This window comes from Stratiformator vulcanicus (genome assembly GCF_007744515.1).
GTDB lineage: Bacteria > Planctomycetota > Planctomycetia > Planctomycetales > Planctomycetaceae > Stratiformator > Stratiformator vulcanicus.
This window is the reverse complement of the sequence record NZ_CP036268.1, coordinates 1,613,957-1,634,505: the sequence shown is the minus strand read 5'-3', so window position 1 is coordinate 1,634,505 and position 20,549 is coordinate 1,613,957. Positions and strand designations below refer to the sequence as shown.

Annotated in this window: 17 protein-coding genes; 7 read left to right on the top strand and 10 right to left on the bottom strand. The window is 60.3% G+C overall.

Features of this window, described 5'->3' with window-relative positions; genetic code table 11:
• Positions 1–134: 134 nt before the first annotated feature.
• On the bottom strand, positions 135–548 hold the full coding sequence (locus Pan189_RS06280; RefSeq protein ID WP_145363096.1) for a hypothetical protein: 414 nt from the start codon (positions 546–548) through the stop codon (positions 135–137).
• Between the two features lie 459 nt (positions 549–1,007).
• Here Pan189_RS06280 and Pan189_RS06275 point away from each other — a divergent pair, with 459 nt between their 5' ends.
• The gene (locus Pan189_RS06275; RefSeq protein ID WP_310821167.1) at positions 1,008–1,922 is read left to right on the top strand and encodes a sugar nucleotide-binding protein; all 915 of its coding nucleotides are present in this window, start codon (positions 1,008–1,010) and stop codon (positions 1,920–1,922) included.
• A gap of 764 nt (positions 1,923–2,686) precedes the next feature.
• Here the strand turns inward: Pan189_RS06275 and Pan189_RS06270 are convergent.
• A complete protein-coding gene (locus Pan189_RS06270) occupies positions 2,687–4,543 on the bottom strand; it encodes a carbon starvation CstA family protein (protein ID WP_145363094.1) in 1,857 nt (618 codons plus the stop codon).
• A 1,068-nt stretch (positions 4,544–5,611) separates the two neighbouring features.
• On the opposite strand from Pan189_RS06270, the gene csrA reads away from it, so the two are divergent.
• Together csrA and Pan189_RS06260 are read left to right on the top strand one after the other, a co-directional pair.
• On the top strand, positions 5,612–5,800 hold the full coding sequence (gene csrA / locus Pan189_RS06265) for a carbon storage regulator CsrA (protein WP_145363093.1): 189 nt from the start codon (positions 5,612–5,614) through the stop codon (positions 5,798–5,800).
• A 281-nt stretch (positions 5,801–6,081) separates the two neighbouring features.
• Positions 6,082–8,217, top strand: coding sequence for a flagellin N-terminal helical domain-containing protein (locus Pan189_RS06260; protein ID WP_145363092.1), 2,136 nt, complete (start codon positions 6,082–6,084; stop codon positions 8,215–8,217).
• A gap of 524 nt (positions 8,218–8,741) precedes the next feature.
• On the opposite strand, the gene Pan189_RS06255 is transcribed toward Pan189_RS06260, so the two are convergent.
• Entirely contained in the window at positions 8,742–10,073 is a 1,332-nt protein-coding gene (locus Pan189_RS06255; RefSeq protein WP_310821166.1) for a class I SAM-dependent methyltransferase, read from the bottom strand.
• A gap of 551 nt (positions 10,074–10,624) precedes the next feature.
• Positions 10,625–11,413 carry a 3-keto-disaccharide hydrolase gene (locus Pan189_RS06250; RefSeq protein WP_145363090.1) on the bottom strand — a complete coding sequence of 263 codons (789 nt, stop codon included), beginning with the start codon at positions 11,411–11,413 and terminating at the stop codon, positions 10,625–10,627.
• Positions 11,414–11,638: 225 nt separating this feature from the next.
• Here Pan189_RS06250 and Pan189_RS21275 point away from each other — a divergent pair, with 225 nt between their 5' ends.
• Complete coding sequence (locus tag Pan189_RS21275; protein ID WP_310821165.1) at positions 11,639–11,806, top strand: hypothetical protein; 168 nt, start codon at positions 11,639–11,641, stop codon at positions 11,804–11,806.
• Positions 11,807–12,263: 457 nt separating this feature from the next.
• On the opposite strand, the gene lhgD is transcribed toward Pan189_RS21275, so the two are convergent.
• The 5 genes from lhgD to Pan189_RS06225 all read right to left on the bottom strand — a co-directional run bounded on the left by lhgD (position 12,264) and on the right by Pan189_RS06225 (position 17,067).
• Positions 12,264–13,463, bottom strand: a complete 1,200-nt coding sequence (gene lhgD / locus Pan189_RS06245; protein WP_145363089.1) for an L-2-hydroxyglutarate dehydrogenase — start codon at positions 13,461–13,463, stop codon at positions 12,264–12,266.
• Positions 13,464–14,217: 754 nt separating this feature from the next.
• Positions 14,218–14,874 carry a hypothetical protein gene (locus tag Pan189_RS06240; RefSeq protein ID WP_145363088.1) on the bottom strand — a complete coding sequence of 219 codons (657 nt, stop codon included), beginning with the start codon at positions 14,872–14,874 and terminating at the stop codon, positions 14,218–14,220.
• Positions 14,875–14,912: 38 nt separating this feature from the next.
• Positions 14,913–15,614 carry a hypothetical protein gene (locus tag Pan189_RS06235; protein ID WP_145363087.1) on the bottom strand — a complete coding sequence of 234 codons (702 nt, stop codon included), beginning with the start codon at positions 15,612–15,614 and terminating at the stop codon, positions 14,913–14,915.
• A gap of 209 nt (positions 15,615–15,823) precedes the next feature.
• Complete coding sequence (locus Pan189_RS06230) at positions 15,824–16,270, bottom strand: DUF2752 domain-containing protein (protein WP_145363086.1); 447 nt, start codon at positions 16,268–16,270, stop codon at positions 15,824–15,826.
• 164 nt (positions 16,271–16,434) lie between these two features.
• A complete protein-coding gene (locus Pan189_RS06225) occupies positions 16,435–17,067 on the bottom strand; it encodes a hypothetical protein (protein ID WP_145363085.1) in 633 nt (210 codons plus the stop codon).
• A 171-nt stretch (positions 17,068–17,238) separates the two neighbouring features.
• Here Pan189_RS06225 and proC point away from each other — a divergent pair, with 171 nt between their 5' ends.
• Positions 17,239–18,066 (top strand): pyrroline-5-carboxylate reductase, encoded by an 828-nt coding sequence (gene proC, locus Pan189_RS06220; RefSeq protein ID WP_145363084.1) that lies wholly within the window; start codon positions 17,239–17,241, stop codon positions 18,064–18,066.
• A 477-nt stretch (positions 18,067–18,543) separates the two neighbouring features.
• The gene (locus Pan189_RS06215) at positions 18,544–19,209 is read left to right on the top strand and encodes a metal-dependent transcriptional regulator (RefSeq protein ID WP_145363083.1); all 666 of its coding nucleotides are present in this window, start codon (positions 18,544–18,546) and stop codon (positions 19,207–19,209) included.
• An 81-nt stretch (positions 19,210–19,290) separates the two neighbouring features.
• On the opposite strand, the gene bshB1 is transcribed toward Pan189_RS06215, so the two are convergent.
• Positions 19,291–20,001: a bacillithiol biosynthesis deacetylase BshB1 gene (gene bshB1, locus Pan189_RS06210; RefSeq protein ID WP_310821163.1), complete on the bottom strand. Its 711-nt coding sequence runs from the start codon at positions 19,999–20,001 to the stop codon at positions 19,291–19,293.
• A gap of 208 nt (positions 20,002–20,209) precedes the next feature.
• On the opposite strand from bshB1, the gene Pan189_RS06205 reads away from it, so the two are divergent.
• Positions 20,210–20,512 carry a hypothetical protein gene (locus Pan189_RS06205; protein ID WP_145363082.1) on the top strand — a complete coding sequence of 101 codons (303 nt, stop codon included), beginning with the start codon at positions 20,210–20,212 and terminating at the stop codon, positions 20,510–20,512.
• Positions 20,513–20,549: the final 37 nt, after the last annotated feature.

Here is a 20,549-nt window from a genome sequence, read left to right as displayed (position 1 = left end):
GCGGCATCGTGACATTCGATTATCGATGCCCCGATTATACCCGGCCCCACCGTTGAGCCGCGACCGAAAGGACGCATTCAACAATGAGCCCGTGTTGAACCCTATTCCCGTCGGTTGCGGCTCATCAACTTCACTTAGTAAGTCGGCAGCGGATTCATGCGAATGCCGGGGGCGGCTTGCGTGAACTGCGGGCCGGTCTGGAAACCACCTGCCTGCATGATGACCGGGCCGGACGTCGGCTGAGCCGAGGTCGTGGCAATGGGTCCGGTCGAAGCTGAGACCGGTGTGTAAGCCGGAGCGGCCGAGGCGAATTGGGCGTTGGCGTTCGTCGGGATGACGGAGGCTTGGGAAATCCCGTAGCCAGGAGCAGCGGCACCAATGCCGCAGTTGCCGTTGGGGCAACCACCCGGTGCGACGACACCCGGCGTCGGGCCGTAGTATGCTCCGCCGCCACACGGGCCGCATCCGCCACCGCCGCTGAGGCAGCAGCATCCGGTCGAAATAGCACTGACGGCAAGGCCGAGCATGGCAAGTGCGAGACGTTTCATGACTGAAATCCTTTTCGGTCCGCGGGAGAGATGCGAGTCGTTCGAACGAGTGTCCGATTGGGTCGGGTTTCGGCAGACGTTTGCAACGGGCGTTGCAGTGGGAGTGATCGACTGCCGACGTGGACCAGACTGTAAGAGCCGACTCGCAGAACGGTCAACACGGGCCAAAACAGTTCTTTTTCGGTTTGTACAATTTACTTTCAAGATTCACAGCATTTCGGCCGAAGGGCGGGCGAGAGTCAGGAGTCGAGAGTCAGGAGTCAGAAGCGAGAAGTGAGAAGCGAGAAGCGGAATGAATGCGGCACCCATCACCTCTCACCCATCACCTCTCACCTAAACGCCTCTCACAAATTGGCCTTGGCTTCGGCATCGTTGGCCTCCTATAGTCGCCGCCCCGGTGCGAACCGCCGGGACGCAGCAGATTGGACTGACCCGCAGGACGCGAGCACGGAGGCTGGCGTGGACGATATTTTGGTACTGGGCAGCGAATTCACAACCGGCGCGAATCTCGCCGCCGGACTGGCCGATCAAACTCGAGTTTCTGCCCGCCCGCTCGTTGTGCCGACGCATCTGTCGGACGAAGAGCAGGACGCCTATTCGACGACGGTCGCGGTTGAGATCGCTCGCGATGTGATCGCGGCGAGCGGAGCTTCACAAATCATCTATTGTGGCGCGGCAGCCGAAAGCTGTTGGGCACGCACCGAACTGACTTCCGACGACGCGAATACACTTCGGATCTGGCTTCGCGCCGCACACGACGAGTCGGTTCGACTGACGTTTGTCTCTTCCGACGCGGTCTTCACCGGACCTCGTCTGTTTCACGAAGAAAATTCGCCGAACCGCTGCACCAGCCGCGAAGCCCGGCTGATCGTGGAAATGGAAGACCTCGTTCGTCGAGTCCTTCCGGAGTCGTTGATTGTGCGAACCCATGCCTACGGCTGGTCTCCCGACGGGAACGGCTACGTCGAAACTTTAGTCGACGATTTGAGCCGCGGGCGAACCGAACATCTCGACGCCGTCCGTCACGCGACACCGATTCTGGCAACCGATCTGGCCGACATGATCGCGCGGGCCATCGAAGAAGAATTGACCGGCACGCTCCACCTCGGCGGAGCCGAACGGTGCAGCTTTGCCGACTTCGCTCGAACTTTGGCCGATGTGTTTCAACTACCGGCTCCGGAGATCACACCGGGTCCGACACTGACGACCCGAGCCGCGGGGTTCGGAGCCGGAGAGACCGGGCTCAACAGCAAACGCGTCCGGAACCTGCTCAATCTGGCCCTGCCGATGGTTGATGAAGGCCTCGTCCGGTTGGCCGGACAGCGGGCTGAAGCGGCATCAACCGAACCCGTTCGAGAACTCATCGCCGCGTAGCGTGACAAGCCGCGCACGAAGTAAGCGGGTCGCTCTCACGGTCCGCTTATTTTGCGCGGCTTGTGTCGGCTATTGATGACTTTGCCGAACCCTTGCTGCCGCAGGCACAAAGGCACGCAGTGCCCCCTCTCCGCTCGGGAGAGGGTTGGGGTGAGGGGATGCGGCAGCGGTTTGATGGATTGCGGCGGTAGAATGCTCTTCGAAATGAGATTAAGAGCTAACAGCAGTGCCCTTCGTTTAACGCCCCACCACCCCCTCATCCGACCTTCGGCCACCTTCTCCCGAGAGGAGAAGGCTCGCAATCGCTGCCGCAGGATGAATTGGTTCAACAAGCCGCGCACGTAGTAAGCGGATCACTCACACGGTCCGCTTACTTCGTGCGCGGCTTGTTACCCGACATACGGCACAAAGTGCCCCCTCTCCGCTCGGGAGAGGGTTGGGGTGAGGGGATGCGACGGCGGTTGAGCCTCCAGCCGCGGAGTTGATGCTCGTTGGGCAAGGCTTTAGAGCGAACCATGATGGCGTTTCACGAGCGCCCCTCCACCCCCTCATCCGACCTTCGGCCACCTTCTCCCGAGAGGAGAAGGCTCGCAATCGCTGCCGCAGGATGAATTGGTTCAACAAGCCGCGCACGGAGTAAGCGGATCACTCACACGGTCCGCTTACTCCGTGCGCGGCTTGTGGGCCTCTCCGATGATTCGATGTGATTGGCACTACCATTAACGACGTTCTCTAAACGAACCGTTGGTTACCGGTTCGTTTTCCTATGCACCGGGCGAAGCGACGGCGTCGCGCTCGGGGAGCGGCGGCAGTAGCTCTTCCAAGACGCCTTTGGCCCGTGACCAGGTGAGAATCGCTTCGACGATCATCCAGATCTGCAACGCGGTAATGGCGAGTCCGAAGCCGAACAAAATCCAATTCATCCATGCTTCGTCGGAAAACTGCGGGTCCATCGCTCGCGGCAGCCATTGCATGAAGACCTGATAGAGCATCGCCCAAGCGGGCACGATCAGCATCAGCACCATCGGCGGGACGACGAACCAGATCGGCTTGTTGCGGCGCCACAGGTAGAAGGTCAGTACTAGTAGAGCCAGCCCGGCTAGCAATTGATTCGTTGCGCCGAACAGCGGCCAGAGGATCAGTCCGCCACTGCCCGGTGCTTTCCCCGGAGCCGGAATGAGCGCGACGATCCCGCCGCACAGGACCGCAACGGCAGTCGCGACGTACTTGTTCTTCAGCGGGGCAATCCGCAGCGGTTCTCCGAGTTCCTGAATAACGTAACGCTGCAGCCGGGTGGCCGAGTCGAGCGTCGTCGCGGCAAAACACGCCACGAGAACAGCGATCACGGCGATGCCGAAATCGTTGGGAATGCCCAAGGCCCCGATAAAATTAGCCCCGCCTTCGATAAAAGCACCGACTTTCTGACCGAGCCCGAACTGAGCCCAGTTCCCGTCGGAACTGTACATCGACGCCCAAGCTTCGTTGCCGACCAAACGAGTGCCGTCGACTTCCCGCCCCATGCCCAGCCCCGCACAGCAGGCGAGGATCACAAGGACCGCCAGTCCGCCTTCGAGCAGCATCGCTCCGTAACCAACGTATTGAGCATCCGGCTCGCACGCGACCTGTTTGCTGCTTGTCCCGCTACTGACGAGGCAGTGAAACCCGCTGCACGCTCCGCAGGCGATCGTGATGAACAGAAACGGAAAGATCGGTGGCGCTCCGGCAGGCAGTTCTTCAGCGATCATGGGAGCCGAGGTACTCATCACCGCCTCACCCGACGCCCCGGCCACAATCGCTCCGCCCCCCAAGAGAACGAGCGCGACGAGCAATTGGTGGCTATTGACGTAATCTCGCGGTTGGAGCAACAACCAAACTGGCAGGACCGATGCGACTGCGCAATAGGCGAGCAGCACGAGCGTCCAAACGACGACCGAGTTGAAGAAGCCTCCGTCGGCGTCGGCTGCCCCGATCATTGGAATCCCAGAGAGTTCGATCGGCAGGTGATACGCCCCGATGTAGATCGCCACGTAAAGGGCAACCAATGCCATCAAAGAGGGAATCAGCAACCCGTGGCCTTTTGATCGCGTCCACAGTCCGATGCCAATCGCGATCGGCATCGACAGCCACACGCTCAGCACTGACGACGGGTAGAGTTTGAAGATCACAGCGATCACCAGCCCGAAGATCGCGAGCACGACCGTCAGCGCGAGAAAGAGCACGAGCAGAAACAACACGCGGGCGCGTGGGGAGATGAGCCGTCCGGCAACCTCCCCGAGCGTCTGACCGCGGTTGCGGATCGAGATAATCAGCGCACCGAAGTCATGGACCGCTCCAACGAAGATCGATCCGAAAAAGACCCACAGCAGCGCGGGCAGCCAACCCCAAAAGACGGCAATGGCCGGCCCGACGATCGGTCCGGTGCCGGCGATGCTGGTGAAGTGGTGCCCGAAGATCACCTGCCGCTGCGTCGGCACGAAGTCGTTGTCATCCCGCAGCGCGACGCTTGGCACGTTGGCTTCGGCATCGAGGTTGAATATCTTTCGGCTCAGAAAACGCCCGTAGGTGTGGTAGGCGATCAGATAGCCAACAAACGCACCGACGGCAATAAGCAGGGTGTCCATGGGCGAGGCAATTACGTGTGAGCCAGAACGTGATTAGCCCAACGTAGCGGGCCTCGCGGTCGGTCGCAACGAGATCGAATCCTTCGAACAACACGGAATCGACAAGCCAAGGATACTCAGGGCGAATTTTTGTGGACGCGCCCCGCAGGTACGCCCTTCCCACCTCTCCTCTCGGGAGAGGGGCTGGGGGCGAGGGGATGCAGCGGCGGTTGATTCGCCAGCCGCGGAGTTGATGCTCGTTGGGCAAGGCTTAAAAGCGAACCATGATGGCGTTTCACGAGCGCCCCACCACCCCCTCATCCGGCCTTCGGCCACCTTCTCCCCAGAGGAGAAGGCCCGTAATTGCTGCCGCAGGATGAATTGCTTCAACAAGCCGCGCACGTAGTAAGCGGATCACTCACACGGTCCGCTCACTTCGTGCGCGGCTCGTGTCCATTTTTGTTGCCTTTGCCGAACCCTTGCTGCCGCAGGCACGAAGGCACGCAGTGCCCCTCTCCGCTCGGGAGAGGGTTGGGGTGAGGGGATGCGGCGGCGGTTGATTCGCCAGCCGCGGAGTTGATGCTCGTTGGGCGAGCCCGAAAGAGCGAACGACGATGACGTTTCGCGAGCGCCCCACCCGCCCCTCATCCGCCTTCGGCACCTTCTGCCGAGGGAGAAGGTTAGGTTCTGCGGCCGCAATAGATCACGAACCAACATGCTTTGAATGAAGTACGCAGTCAGCGATCAACGCGGTTCACCTCGTCTAATATGAGATCCGGAATCGGGCACGCGACCGCAGTCGACATTGCTCGGACGAAAGAATCGGAATAACCGGTAAGCCCTGCGCGGCTTGCTCGCGTCGCCCAGCATTTCGAAGCTCTCCCGCCTGCCCAGTCTCCCAACCGGCCGATGAAAAACCGGCACGCGGTGATCTCCGCTCTCCCGACAGTCGCCAAGGAATCGGCCACCGGCAGGAGACGCAAAACAAACGATTGGCGGTCATTCCCATCGCCTCACCGCGTGCCGCGTCAACGTCATTCGCAAACAAGGCCGGCCCCCCGCCGCGCCGCCAACGAAAAGGAGTTCGAAATGCTTGTTCTTTCTCGACTGCGTGATGAGTCGATCATGATCGGCGACTCGATCCGCATCACCATCGTCGATGTCCGTGGCGACAAAGTTCGTATCGGAATCGAAGCCCCCGGCGAAATTTCTGTTCATCGCGAAGAAGTCTATCTGGCGATTAAACAGGAGGAGGCCCAGGAGCTGACGACCGCGTAAAGGGGCTGCGCATTCGTCACGATCGACACGATTCCCCGGCCTTCACCAAGTCACCGGGGTTTTCTTCAAGTCGTGGCAAGTGCCGTGCGACCGATGCCGATCTGTGACGTGGAATAGGATCGCGTCGGCTCCCCTGACGCACACAGAGCATGGATCGCCACCGGACACATCAACCCCCTCGCGTCTTACGATCGATTCGGACATCGACAGACGGCGCCGCCTGACACCGAATGGCCGTACGACGCCGAAGGCCGGGCAATCCAACGAAAGGTTTCTGACCCATGACGCGGATTAACACCAACGTCGCCTCGCTGCGTGCTCTGCGCAGCACGACCGGGGCGAACAACCTGCTCGGCACTTCGCTCGAGCGGCTCTCGACCGGTCTGAAAATTAACTCGGGTAAAGACAACCCGGCCGGCCTGATCGCCAGCGAAACGCTGCGATCACAGATCAGCTCGATCGAACAGTCGATCAAGAACAGCAACCGGGCCAACAACGTGATCTCGACGGCCGATACGGCCCTCGGCGAAATCGGCGGCCTGCTCACGCAGATTCGTGGTCTGGTTCAGGAAGGTCTGAACGACGGGGCATTGTCGCAGTCGGAAATTGAAGCGAATCAGCTTCAAATCGACGCCGCCCTCTCGGCCATCAACCGGATTTCATCGAACACCTCGTTCGCCGGTGACAAACTGATCGACGGTTCGAAAGCATTCACCACGAGTATCTCGACGGCCGACGCCGCGAAGATCACCGACCTGCAAGTCAACGAAGCCGTCATCGGCACCGCCTCGTCGATCAGTCTCGACGCGACGATCGATACGGTCGCCGAGAAGGCCTCCGTCCTCTATCAAGGGGGCGACTTCACCAGCGGTGCCACGATCGAAGTCGGTGGCTCAAAGGGTAACGAAGTCGTCTTCCTCGGCGACTCCGCGACGGTCGAAAACGTCCGTGACGCCATCAACGGCGTGAGCGACTCGACCGGCGTCGAAGCGGCCATCCGCAGCGGTGTCACGCTCGCAGCCGGTGACCTGACGGTCGGTGCCGGTAACGCGGCCGTCACGTTTGTGCGGAACCAAGCCGGCGATGCCACCGACGTGCAAGGCACCGTCTCGGTCGTCTTGGCCGACCCGGCTTCCGCTTCGTCAGCACTCAGCATCGATACCGTGACCGATGCCGACACCGGCGACACGGTCATCACCGTCAACCTCGCGACCGATGCCAACAGCGCGATCACGACGACCGCCGCTCAGTTGGAAACGGCTCTCGACGGCGACGCCGATGCGAGTGCATTGATCGACACGATCGCCGGTGGCGACGGTTCGGGCACAGTCGCGGCAGCCGCTTCGGCCGACCTGTCGGAAGCCACACTGCAGATCGACGACATCCGTGGCGAAAACGCCGACGGGGCGATTAGTATCGTCTTCGCCGACCCCAGTGCTAACAGTCAGGCACTTTCGATCGCAACGTCGACAAGTGGCGACGATACGACGATCACCGTCAGTCTCGCGACCGACGCAAACGGGGCTCTGACCTCGACATTGGCTGATGTCATCACCGCGCTGCAAGGTGAGACGACCGAGACGCTCGCCGACGGCACGACGACCGTTGCCGATGCCCTCGACGTTCGATCGGCGACCGGGTCGGACAACACGACTTTGGTCCGAGCATTGGCCTCGACTAATCTCGATGCGACGAACGGCACGACGCTCGAACTCCGCAGTGCAGAATACGGGTCGGCCGAGTCGGTCAACATCAACGTGCTGGACGGCTCGTTCGCGACGACCGACGCCGACTACACGACCGTCAGCAGTGCCGACACCGGTGTCGACATCGCCGTGACGATCAACGGTCAGTCGGCTTACGGCCGTGGTCTCGATGCGACGCTTCGAACCAGTACGCTCGATGCGACGATCAGCTTCGCCGAAGCTTCGAACGTGGCCGATGAATCGGCCAGCATTTCGATCACCGGCGGCGGTAGCCTGTTCCAGATCGGCCAGGAAGTCTCGCCGAGTGGTCAGATCGGCATCGGGATCGAAGCCGTCAACACGGCCCGACTCGGCGGCATCACCGGTAAGCTCTTCGAATTGGGCACCGGTAAGGGCAAGAGCCTGCTCGACGTCGGCCAAGGCGGCGTCTCGGGCGAAACGCTTGTCTCGATCATCGAGCAGTCGATCACCCGCGTGTCGTCACTCCGGGGTCGTCTCGGTGCCGTCCAGGCGAACGTGATCGATACCAACATTTCGACGCTCGGCGTTGCTTTGGAGAACATCTCCGAAGCCCGAAGCCAGATCGTCGATACCGACTTCGCTGAAGAAACGGCCCAACTCACGAAGGCCCAGATCCTCAGCCAGTCGGCGATTTCGGTTCTCGCAATCGCCAACCAGAACCCGCAGCAGGTTCTAAGTCTTCTCGGTTAATCCCCTCTCCGAATGATTTAGGACGAACCTGACACGCCGGCCGCGGACCTCCGCGGCCGGCGTTTTTCCGTTGAAGGGCGTCCGATCACCGACCCTGAGAGGTACAAGCCGCGCACGAAGTAAGCGGATCGAAGAGACTCTAATCCGCTTACTTCGTGCGCGGCTTGTTTTGGCTTCGGGTGGCCGGGGACGGCGCTTTCGCCGCCCCCGGAAGCGATTGATCGCACGGCGTCGACGAGAAGCGTTCCATGCCAGCCAATGGCGCAAGCCGATGGTCGATCAACCAGCGATTATCCGACGGCTTGTATGGCTGCCGTCGCTCAAGCCCTCGATCATGGCGGGCGGCGTGAGGGACGCCCCGCAGAGCCTTCCGCCGCAATCTCACAGCCTCGCTGGCGCGTCGGGCTATCATTATTGGAGGCTTGGGACGGCGCTTCAGCCGTCCCGGCGAGGCGATTGAATACCCAGGCAATTGCGATCCGCTTACTTCGTGCACGGCTTGTGGTGCTCGTGAAATTCAACCTTCACGCGGCCTGCGTGCGGCGATCGACTTTCTGCCGGAACACGATAAAGTCGATCTGCCGCAGCGTGCCGATGGCGATCTGAAGTTCGCTCCACACACGATCGATTTTCTCACGGGACGCCCCCGGGCCGACGATCGCCACGACGATCTCCAGTAGCGATCGCGAACCGTCGATCAGCTTCGCCATCGCCCGCAGACTGTCGTTCATCGCGATCGCCAGCTTGACCGAGCTGCCATTCTGCAGGTTGACCTGAATCGAAACGTTCGGCGTTTTCGCCTGCTCGATGGCGGTCAGCACGTCGTATTGCTGCCCCAGTTGAGACAGGCAAGGCACATATTCAGCTCGAATCCCGTCGACCTTCGATTCAGCCCGCGCGGAGACCCAGAAGTTGTGCTTCGCGATCGAACCGCTGATCAGTTCGCCCGCGGCCCGCCGCTGACGATCGGGCAGGCTGCTTAACTCTTCGACCAAATTTGAATCGCCGAGTAGAAACGCCGGTTCGTAGAGCATTCGGTTTTGCATCGTGAACTCAGCCACGTGCAGCCCGGCCTCTTCGACCCAACCGTAAAGCTCATCGACCGAAAATGGGCGGTCCTGACTGTGCAGAAAGAGGTCGTATATCTCGGCATCGCTGCTGTCTGCGGTCAGGGAATTCAACCCGCCACCGGCGACAAACCAGTTCGTCTTCGGCAGGTTCGACAGCATCGTGCGTGTCAGATCAATCTTCTCCTGCTCAGAACTCGCGTTCGCCGCAGCGATCCGCATCAGCCGTTGAATCTGATAGACCCCGGTCCGCCCCATCTCACCGTATACCATCAACGCCATTCCGCCGTCCGGCTTCAAAACCGATTTCAACGCGGCGAGTCCGTCAGCCGGATTCTCCAGATGGTGCAGCACCCCCGAGCAATTAATGAAGTCGAACGGTTCGAAATCCATCTCAGCGATGTCAAGCAGCGATCGGCGATGCCATTGGACGAGGGAGTCGAGACCACGGATGCGAACCCGCTCGCGGGCGATCTTCATTGCGGCGTCACTGAGGTCGACATACACCAACTCGGACGGGGTGTCACGAAGCTGCTCGGCCAGAAAGACGAGTGAGTCCCCGGTGCCCCCGCCGGCGACGAGAATCCGCAGGCCGCCGGAAAGATCACGCTCACCGCCGAAACAGTAATGATTGACGATATTTAAGTCGTCGAGTTCGGTCATGCAAAGCCGCTTGCGTTCGTCAGCGGGCTCACGGTGCGGATACGGGAGTTGCTCATACTGGGAACGGACCCGCTCGGTCACATCACCGTTGAGCCGGGCTTCGTTCGACGAATGCTGTTTCGACATAATCCACCGCGCGCAAAGGAACACAGAGCTGGCCTCTGCCATCTCTATCGGTTGAGCCGATTACGCAAGGTGAGCGGAATGCGATCGGCAAGACGCGATCGATCCGCTTACTTCGTGCGCGGCTTGTCGAACCAATTCCTCCAGCGGCAGCATCCGCGGGCCTTCTCCTCTCGGGAGAAGGTGCCGAAGGCGGATGAGGGCACTTCGTGCCTGTGTGCCTGCGGCAGCGATTGCGGGCCTTCTCCTCTGGGGAGAAGGCGGCCGAAGGTCGGATGAGGGGGTGGTGGGGCGATTGCCAAACGTCATCGCTGTTGGCTCACAAGCTTTGCCCATTGAGCATCATCGCCGCGGCTATCGGATCAACCGCCGCTGCATCCCCTCACCCCAACCCTCTCCCGAGCGGAGAGGGGGCACTGCGTGCCTATGTGCCTGCGGCAGCAAGTGTTCGGCAAAGTCATCAATAGCCGACACAAGCCGCGCGCAAAATAAGCGGACCGTGAGAGCGACCCGCTTACTTCGTGCGCGGCTTGTTGCGATTTCGAAGGCGCTTGCTATTCGCCGGGGCGAATGCGGATGTGGCGAAACTCGACGGGGTCCCCTTCCGCCTGCAGGGCAATCAAACCACTGTTGAGTTCTGATGGCTGACTCTCGCAAATTTTGACTCCGTTGACGAAGCTCGTGACGGTTCCGTCTCGTGTCACGATTTCGAGCGAGTTCCACTCGCCGGGGGGGCGACGTGCCTGCTCGCGACGCTCCTGGTCGTCACTGACTTCAAGTTGAATGTTTCGATCGTTCGACTTGATGTGCCCCATCTCCGACCACTTCCCCTGCACCTCGAGGCAGCGGGGCCAGACCTTGTGCGGCGGCTCGAGAAACACGAACACGCCAGAATTCAGTTGCTCCCGGTCTTCTGGCGATTCGGCGTCGGCATCGATGGGAAAGCGATAGTCGAGTCGCAACGTGAAATTACCGTAGGCATCATTCGTGTGAAGATAGCCGCGACCTGAATCAAAGCGAACCAAAAATCCGCCAAGGTCGGGTGTCCGATTCGACCAAGTGACGGCGGTCTCCTCTTCCACTAATCCGAATCCGTCCATCGCGAAGTCGGCTCGCGTCAAAGCGACGAAGCCTTCCTCATTACCGATCTCACTGAGGACCGGCGTGCCGACGACATCGGGAGGTTCCGGCTCGACCTGATCCACGGACTCTTCGGTCGAGGGCTCGGCCGGATCAGTGCCGCAACCGGCGGCGAATAGCGCCGCTGCTGCCGACAGCACGAAGGCAAAGTTCTGCAGTTGAACGATCGAGAGTGGGCAGCTTCGAAAAGGATGATGATGCACCAGGCGATCTCGTTGTGGGGATAAATCAATCTTACCCGGAACGACGCGGCCCCCTCCACCGAACCGGAATGACCGGCATGGACGGTTCTCAACGCGGCAGGGTCGCCGTGACCGGCACGATTGCGGCTCTTTTTTGCCACGAATCGGGCGAATGAGCCGATGACTCTTCTATCATCCCCCGCTCTTCGCCCATCGAAGAGCCCCATTATCTGTGCGAGCCTCTTCATGTACGCCCTGCAATCGGACGAAATGAGTATTCAATTTACTTCGTGGATTGCGGACGAGCTGCGAGAACGAGCTCGAATCAGTGAGCAGGCCCGCGCGGAACGATGGAAGTTCCCGGTCATCCTCGCGACGATCGGATTCTCGTTCTTTCGCGTGCTGACGCCGTAGTGACCGAAACGGCGATAGGGTTCGAGCGAGCCGCGAATTTTCTTTGTGAGATTTGTGGCCGGGGACGGCGGTTTCGACTCCCCCGGGAACGAATGATCGCACGGCGGTGATTGATGAGGACGCGTCGTTCAACCTCTCGATCCCCGTGGGCGGAGTGAGTGACGCCCGCCAGAGCCATCCGCCGCAATCTCACGGCCTCGCTTGCGCGTCGGGCTGTCGTCGCCGGGTGGCCGGGGACGGCGTTTTCGACGCCCCCGGAACGATTGATCACGCGGCGTCAATTGATGAGGACGCGTCGTTCAACCTCGAGCATTTTGGGCGGTTTGAAAGTCGCAGCCTGTAGCCGTCCCGAGACGCGATCGATCCGCTTACTTCGTGCGCGGCTTGTGATGTTAAGATCGAGCCGCTTACTTCGTGCGCGGCTTGTGTCGATTCGAAAACTCGCATTGCGGGTGGCTCAATTGAGTGGAATCCGCTCCGCGATTTGCTCGCCGATTCGCAGCGAGGCGGTTGCTGCCGGCGAAGGGGCATTGAGGACGTTGATCACGTCTCCCGATTCGTCGATCAGGAAGTCGTCAACGAGCTCGCCATTGCCGCGTACGGCTTGAGCGCGGACCCCCGCGGGGGCCGCATGTAGGTGCTCGGCCCGGATGTCGGGGACGAGGCGTTGAAGGGCTTTGACGAACGCCCCCTTACTCATCGAGCGATACATTTCGCCCATGCCCATCCGCCAGTGACGCTTTGCCATTTTGACGAAGCCGCCGAATGAGAGTGCCTCGCCGAGATCGCCGATGTTCATACGGGTTTTCGTATAGCCCTCCCGGGCGAAAGCGAGGACGGCATTCGGTCCGCACTCGACGCCTCCTTGAATCATCCGCGTGAAGTGGACGCCGAGAAAAGGAAACCGCGGATCGGGCACCGGGTAGATCAGGTTCTTCACGAAACCCTCAGCGCCCTTTGTCAGCTCGAAATACTCCCCGCGGAAAGGAATGATCTTCGCGTCGGGTCGAGCTCCGCTTTGTCGCGCCACCCGATCGGAATGCAGCCCGGCGCAATTGATGACTGTCTTCGCTTTGACGACGCCGTTGGTCGTCTCGACGATTCGACGCCCGTCGCGATTTCGAAAGCCCATAACTTTGGCACCGAGTAGCAATCGCCCGCCCCGCTCAAGAACACGCTCGCCCAGCCGTTCAGTGACCGCCACGTAATCGACGATGCCGGTTTCGGGGACATGAATCGCTTTGAGCCCCGCGGCGTGCGGCTCGAGTTCCGACAGGCGTTCCGGTCCGATCATTTCGCATTCGACGCCGTTTTCACGGCCGCGCTCCAGTAGGGCATCAAGCCGAGGAAGCTCTTCTTCGGTCGTCGCCACAACCACCTTGCCGCACCGGTCCCACGCAATGCCTTCGTCGTCGCAAAAGCGTTCCAGCGCCGCTTTACCGGCGCGACAATTCAGTGCCTTCAAACTACCGGGGCGGTAGTAGAGGCCCGAGTGAATCACGCCGGAGTTGTGCCCCGTTTGGTGCGCGGCCAGCCGGCTCTCTTTCTCGATGACGACGACCCGCGGCGGCACGTCGCGGCGGGTCAATTGGTAGGCGGTCGCCATTCCGACGATCCCCCCGCCGATGATCGCCACGTCGGTTTCAATCAATCCCATGCTCGCAGCAAATCGATAAAGGCCGGTGAACGGTCCTATCGTCGAGGGTTCATTCAGACGCCGCAAGGATGGAGCGAGGGCAAAGCAAGACAGGCCGCGCACGAAGTGAGCGGATCGGCTTGTCACATCGCCGGCTGGCCGATAACGACTCTTTCGAAGCCCCCGGCTGCGCGTCACGGCGACCATTGATGAAGACGCGTCGCTCGATCCGTCGCCGAAGGTGAGCGGCGTGAGGATCGCCTGCCAAAGCCATCCGCCGCTATCTCACGGCCTCGCTTGCGCGTCGGGCTATCATCATCGGGTGGCCGGGGACGGCGTTCTAGCCGCCCCCGGAAGCGATGCATTGCACAATCCATCGCTCGTTGTGGGCGACGTCGGGGCGTGATCGATCCGCTTAATACGTGCGCGGCTTGTTGAAGCAATTCATCCTGCGGCAGCAATTACGGGCCTTCTCCTCTGGGGAGAAGGTGGCCGAAGGCCGGATGAGGGGACGGTGGGGCGCTCGCCAAACGTCATCGTTGTTTGCTCACAAGCTTTGCCCATTGAGCATCAACCTCCGCCGCTTCCCCTCACCCCAACCCTCTCCCGAGCGGAGAGGGGCACTGCGTGCCTATGTGCCTGCGGCAGCAAGGGTTCGGCAAAGTCATCAATAATGGACAAAAGCCGCGCATGAAGTGAGCGGGTCGTGTGAGTGATCCGCTTACTTCGTGCGCGGCTTGTTGTTAAAGAGTGCTCGCTACCGTAGCAGGTTCAATCAATTCACCTGGTCCAGATCGTCCTGTGTATAATACTCGTAGAACATCCGGCCGATTTCCTCGCTGAGTCGGTCGAGGTAGTTCTTCTTGAATTGGGCGTACGACTCCACCGATGTCGACCGCGGCACCGCGAGCGGATATTTCGAGGTCAGGTCTTTGCTGAAGATCTTCTCGCCGTGGCCGTCGCCGTCCATCTTGACGACGCTAATGACCGCTTCGGCCCGGCCGCGATAAAGGTGGCTGGCGTTTTCCTCGTACAGGCTGAATCGGCTCAGGTCGATGTAGATCACATAGGTGACATCCATCGCCTGCCCGATTTCTTCGGGTTTGTCCCAATCGGGATTGCGATCGAGCCACTCGTGGACGCGATCAGGGTTGCGAACCGCGATCTTGTGAAACGCCAGACGATGGGCGAGATGCTCGGCGATTTCTTTGTCGACATCGTCGAAGTCCCATTGCAATTCGACCGGTGCGAAGCACACAACGGCAGCGGTCGCTTCGTAATCGGTCAACGACTCACCGGTTGCGGCATCAAAGTCGGGCTCGACCGACGGCGGCCCGCCGATCAGGTAACCCGCCATGAGGACGTAGTTGCATCCGCTGCAAGCGATGGCCAGCACGGCGGCGCACAGCAGTGTTCGCGTTCGATGGATCATGGTCTTCGCATTCTTTGGTGCGGCAACGGGCGGAGCCGTCAGTCGATTTCTTCGGACAATTTGTGGTCATAGAACGTCAACGCGACCTGCTTGCAGACGCGGTCCACGAACTCTTCGCGGAAAATACGTTCCGACATTTGATGAGCCAATTTCGGCCGGTGAGACGGATAGGTCGAATCGAATTCAACGTTGAACACCCGCTGCGCCAGATAGACGCCATTCTCTTCGGCCACTTCGTAGCAGTAGATCGATCCGTTGACCTTGCCCCGGTAGAGGTCGGAGCTGTTTTCTTCGTAGAACGTCAACTCACGCAAGTCGCAGTGGACGATGTAATCGGTTTCGAACGCTCGCGCGATTTCGTCGACATCATCCCACCGACCGCCACGATCATCTAGCCACGTGAGGACCTCCCCCGACGGAAAGAGATCGACCCCTTTGTTTTTGAGCCGTCGGCTGACGCGTTCGGTAATGTCGAGATCGATCGCCGGAGCATCGCGTTTGATGGCTTCGGGGGTCGTTGTCACGACCAGCACGGAGTGCTCACCGTCGGTCAGGTCTATTCCAACCATCCGATGAAAGTGCGATGGGATCGTGGGATCGCCGAAGAACATCTTGCCCGCCATCACGAATAACGAGCATCCGCTGCCGCAAGACAGCAGGACCGCCGCCGTGACGACCAGCGACACCGCCCGCCGCGATCGGCCGACGGTTTTTAATGCGAGTCGTTGCGAATGGCGCATCGTGCGGCAGACTCCGGAGATTCCGTGAGAACGGTGACGGCCCGTCGGTCGGATTCGACCGCGGCTTGGATGTTGAATTGGTCTTGGGATGACTTACCCGCCGACTTGAACAGCCGACCGGCGAAAGGGAGATGTCGATTCACTGCTCGCAGAGAGGGCGAGCCAATTCCGCTACGAATTTAGGATGTGTTTTGGAAACGCAGTCAGGTTCAGGCCGCTAGACTCAGTCGAACGATCCATTCCGAAAGGCATAAGACCGCCAGAACGACCAGCAGCGTGGCTGCCGCCGATTCCGGCCGATGAATTCCGATCAAACGTCCGCTCCATGCACTCGCCAGCGCCCACGGAATCTGTACCGCACAGCACAAGGCGAGGATGAGTCCGGTCGTATTTGCGGCTACGGAGGCTGCAAATTGACCACGGACGAAGTTCGAAAAACTGGTCGTCATACCGCAACTTGGGCAGGAGAATCCGAATAGCGCCCGAAACGTACACGGAGGAAGGCCCAGTCGCTGATGCGTGCCAAAGCCGCGGTTGTCGGGCTCTAATGAGAGAGCGACCGAAAAGCCCGCGATTAACAAACACGCCCAGACGACCAACGCCCCACGCTCAGCGCGGCGTAACGGTTGCCCGTCGAATATCGTTCGAAATGTCATCAGGAATTAGGAGAGAGGAGCAGGGTCATAGGAGATCGCCACGCGGGCGGCAAGCCGAGTTTCCGGCATCAATACAAAACGTCTCACATAAGCCCGCGACAACGGCAAGGGAGACAGACGAAATAGCCACTCACGGAATTCGCTCTCGGGGAAGGGAATGTCACTCAGGAAATGTCCCACGCCAAACCGCGCCACTGTTCGTCCTCCGCCAGCGATTCCAGTTTTTGGCGGAAGGATGATCCGGACGCCAACGGAGCGAACCCGACGACAACATGCCCGACGCACAGGATACGGTAGCGACCTCGCCAGTTGCGACGAATCGCGAGAATGTTCGTCCGCTCGATGAAAAACGCACCGGGATCTTCCATCAGCCAATCCGCCGGCAGCCCCGGTTGTTCAAAAGGGGCTTTCCGAGGCACCGCCGTAGCGATGACTCGGCTGTCATCCGGACGAAAAACCAATCGCAAAACCAATAGGGGCATGAAGAACAGCTCGGCGATCGTCCAGACGACGCTGCCCGCCGTGGCATCCGATCCTTCAATCGTGCGATATTCGAGGCGGTGCGGAATGAACAATAGCCCCTGTTCGGTCACGTACAGGGAAGCCGGGCCGGTCGATTGATCACCTCGAACGCGAACTTCTCCGAGACAGGTTTCGATCGGACCAATGGCCGCTTCCAACTCATCGCGCGGCGGGTCGGGCCGATCCGCGCTCAGTGAAGCCCCACACCGCGGACACCGACCGCTTTCGGCTCGTTTCCATGCCAGACATTTGCGGCACAGCAGCAGTACCGACATCTCAGTCCCGTCCGGATAAAGTGCTTCTCGATCATTCCTACCGACCCCCGCGGCCGCGCAGATCGTCGTCGAGATGAATCTCGCGACGCTCCCTCATACCATCATACGCGACCAGCGATCGTCTTCATGTCGCCCACAACGCAATTGCGCACAAAGTAAACGGCTTCGAACATGGCAGTTACCTTTCCGGCAGATCAAACCATCGGATTCATCGGAGCAGGCCGCATGGCGGCGGCTCTCGCGAAGGGCCTCGTTGCTGCCGAGTTTTGTAAGCCCGCTCAAATCTTGGCTGGCGATCCGATCGAGGCCTCCCGCAACTCTTTTCAATCCGCGACGGGATCGACCGTCGCAGAGTCGAACAGTGAAGTAATTGCGAAATCGGATGTCATCGTCCTCGCGGTCAAACCTCAGATGATGGCCGAGGTCACCACGGAACTCAAAGGCGACATCGACCACGCCAAACTCGTCGTCTCGATCGCCGCAGGCGTGCCGATTGCGACCTTCACTCGCACGCTCGGCGGGGACTGCCGTATTGTTCGCGTGATGCCGAACACCCCCTGCCTCGTCGGCGCGGGTGCGGCCGCCTATGCACTTGGTGGTCAGGCAACCGACGACGATGCGGCGTTGGTCGAAGCGATGTTCGCGACGGTCGGCATCGCCGAACAGGTCTCCGAGTCGCTGCTCGACGCGGTGACGGGCCTCTCCGGCAGCGGTCCCGCTTATGGGTTTGAGATGATCGAAGCTCTCTCAGACGGCGGTGTCGCCGCCGGGCTCCCGCGCGAAACGGCGACACGCCTCGCCGCACAGACTTTGCTAGGCGCCGCCAAAATGGTCTTGGAGACCGGCGAACACCCCGGCCAATTGAAAGACGCCGTCACCAGCCCAGGAGGGACGACGATCGCGGGACTTCGAGAACTGGAAACCGGCGGCCTCCGCGGCGTGCTGATCGACACCGTCCTCGCCGCCAGCCGACGCGCCACAGAGTTGGGGCAATCTTGATCAATTGATCGAACGATTAAGCACACAAGCCGCGCTTGATGCCTTTGCCGAACCCTTGCTGCCGCAGGCACAAAGGCACGCAGTGCCCCCTCTCCGCTTGGGAGAGGGTTGGGGTGAGGGGATGCTGCGGCGGTTGAGCCTCGAGCCGCGGCGTCGATGCTCAATGGGCAAAGCTCTTGAGCAAACAACGTTGACGTTTGGCGAGCGCCCCACCGCCCCCTCAACCGCCTTCGGCACCTTCTCCCGAGGGAGAAGGCCCGTAATTGCTGCCGCAGGATGAATTGCTTCAACAAGCCGCGCACGAAGTAAGCGGATCACTCACACGGCCCGCTCACTTAATGCGCGGCTTGTTCCGGAAATGCTCGTTAATCACGTCGTGGGTCGAACTTTGATTGGGTCGGGACGTATGATTCCGGGCAGCAAGATGTCCGGGGCGATCGCGACCTCTGCCTGTGCTGTCCTCAACCGAAGTCGACCATGCCCAGCCTGACCGTCGAGAACTATTTGAAGTCGATCCTACAGGTCGGGCTGCGTACCGACCATCAGGTCGTCTCGACTGGTCGACTCGCTGAGGAACTTGGTGTCTCACCCGGCACCGTGACGAGCATGTTGAAAACGCTCTCCGACGCTGAACTGGCGGCATACACCCCGTACGAGGGGGTCGAACTGACCGAAAAAGGCCGGACGCACGCGATCAAAGTCCTCCGCCGCCACCGCCTGATCGAACTGTTCCTGGTGAAGACGCTCAACCTTACGTGGGATCAGGTTCACGAAGAGGCGGAGCACATGGAACACGCCGTCAGCGATCAACTGATTGACGCAATCGACGAGTTCCTCGGCTCCCCCACGACCGACCCCCACGGAGACCCCATCCCGACGTCGCAGGGCGAAATGCCGACTGATCAGATCGACACGTGTCGGCTTTGCGACTGCAAGACGGGCACGAATTTTCGGCTGGTCCGCGTGACGAATCAGTCGGCCGACTTTCTTCGTTTTCTGTCCGACTCAGGCATGGAGATCGGCGTCAGCGGCACGATCTCGGGCAACAGTACTGAAGCTGCACTTGTGACGGTCGATGTCGACGGCAAGTCGATCTCCCTCGGCCACGCCGCCGCCGAAGGCCTGCTCGTCGAAGAGCGATAGCGACCAGACACAAGCCCGCAGCGTAAGCAAGGGACCGCGAGTGGGCGTTGCCCGGACAGCGTCACCGATTGAGTTCGTCGATCAAACGCTAAACACGTCACCATGAATCGGCTCGCGACTGTGCAGCGGCTCAGCATAGCCGACGCCGATCGTCCAACCCCAGTACCTCGCCCGACCCCGTAGATCATCGAACACTGTCGGGAATTCGGTCGAACGCCCTTCGATGACCTGGCTTTCATAGCAGCGGATCGCCTCCAGCTTGCGTTCGAAATGCTCCGACACATCGACGACAAACGAGGCCTGTTCGACGATCCGCAAGTGGACGCTGAAGTAATACAAAATCCGCGGCGGATGAAACGGCTCCCCAGGCAGATCAGTCTTCGACAGTTTCGCCCAGAATCGGGCATCGTTGATCAATCGCGTGGCGGCAACGTGATCAGGATGCGCATCTTCGGCAAATGGAGAGAGAATCACGCTCGGTCGAGTCTGACGAAAGACACCCGCCAGTTTCGCCCGTGCATCGAGGTCATCGACCAATGATCGATTCGGCAGCCCCAACTGATGTCGCCACGTCAGCCCGAGCACTTCCGTCGCGGCGGTCGTCTCTTTCGCCCGTCGCTGCGGCGTGCCGTGCGGCGTTGGCTCACCGTCGGTGAGGTCGACGACGCCGACCGACTTGCCATCCGCCAGTGCCTTGAGAATCGTGCCGCCGACGCTGATTTCCGCATCGTCGGGATGCGGAGCGACGACCAGTAAATCAAGCGGGGACGCCGGCATTTCTTGAACGCTCATACTGAATCACTCTCGCAAAACGCCGAAGCCTACCGAAACGGTGATCGACGAGACCGCGATCGATGAGACCGTGATCGCCGCAGCAATGAAACTCCGTCTGGACACCGAACCGCCAACAATCTAACGTCCGGCCCCTCTCCCCGCGGTTTCCCATTTCACATCGCATTTCAAACGGCTTCATCCTCGAAGTCGACGTAGGAATTGCGCCATGCCACACCGACCATCGTTCGTTTTTATGGCCGTCGCCGGTCTTTCTCTCATTGTCTTCGGACTAGGTTGCACCTCGCTCGAGACTTGGGACGAGTACTGGCATGAACGGTCCGTCGCCTTGGATAATCATTTCAAACGATTTGATGACGACGCAAATCTGCCCGAGGAAGATCCTTGGGCAGTCGTTGGCCGCGAGGGCCGCGGCGAAGAGAATGTCGAAAGCGATCCCGATTGGTTCTGGCGAAAGTACATCATGTCGGAGCAAGCGCGCCGCATCGACGACAACCTGAATGTGCGCTGATCGAAATGCGCATTTTACTCTAACAAGCCCGCAGCGC

What these genes read in the sequence shown, in the direction of transcription:
- Pan189_RS06255 (WP_310821166.1), bottom strand. Translation starts at nt 10,073, where the DNA reads ATGTCGAAACAGCATTCGTCGAACGAAGCCCGGCTCAACGGTGATGTG.
- Pan189_RS06225 (WP_145363085.1), bottom strand. Translation starts at nt 17,067, where the DNA reads ATGTCGGTACTGCTGCTGTGCCGCAAATGTCTGGCATGGAAACGAGCC.
- Pan189_RS06260 (WP_145363092.1), top strand. Translation starts at nt 6,082, where the DNA reads ATGACGCGGATTAACACCAACGTCGCCTCGCTGCGTGCTCTGCGCAGC.
- Pan189_RS06240 (WP_145363088.1), bottom strand. Translation starts at nt 14,874, where the DNA reads ATGATCCATCGAACGCGAACACTGCTGTGCGCCGCCGTGCTGGCCATC.
- Pan189_RS21275 (WP_310821165.1), top strand. Translation starts at nt 11,639, where the DNA reads ATGTACGCCCTGCAATCGGACGAAATGAGTATTCAATTTACTTCGTGG.
- bshB1 (WP_310821163.1), bottom strand. Translation starts at nt 20,001, where the DNA reads ATGAGCGTTCAAGAAATGCCGGCGTCCCCGCTTGATTTACTGGTCGTC.
- Pan189_RS06280 (WP_145363096.1), bottom strand. Translation starts at nt 548, where the DNA reads ATGAAACGTCTCGCACTTGCCATGCTCGGCCTTGCCGTCAGTGCTATT.
- Pan189_RS06215 (WP_145363083.1), top strand. Translation starts at nt 18,544, where the DNA reads ATGCCCAGCCTGACCGTCGAGAACTATTTGAAGTCGATCCTACAGGTC.
- Pan189_RS06270 (WP_145363094.1), bottom strand. Translation starts at nt 4,543, where the DNA reads ATGGACACCCTGCTTATTGCCGTCGGTGCGTTTGTTGGCTATCTGATC.
- Pan189_RS06205 (WP_145363082.1), top strand. Translation starts at nt 20,210, where the DNA reads ATGCCACACCGACCATCGTTCGTTTTTATGGCCGTCGCCGGTCTTTCT.
- csrA (WP_145363093.1), top strand. Translation starts at nt 5,612, where the DNA reads ATGCTTGTTCTTTCTCGACTGCGTGATGAGTCGATCATGATCGGCGAC.
- lhgD (WP_145363089.1), bottom strand. Translation starts at nt 13,463, where the DNA reads ATGGGATTGATTGAAACCGACGTGGCGATCATCGGCGGGGGGATCGTC.
- Pan189_RS06235 (WP_145363087.1), bottom strand. Translation starts at nt 15,614, where the DNA reads ATGCGCCATTCGCAACGACTCGCATTAAAAACCGTCGGCCGATCGCGG.
- proC (WP_145363084.1), top strand. Translation starts at nt 17,239, where the DNA reads ATGGCAGTTACCTTTCCGGCAGATCAAACCATCGGATTCATCGGAGCA.
- Pan189_RS06230 (WP_145363086.1), bottom strand. Translation starts at nt 16,270, where the DNA reads ATGACATTTCGAACGATATTCGACGGGCAACCGTTACGCCGCGCTGAG.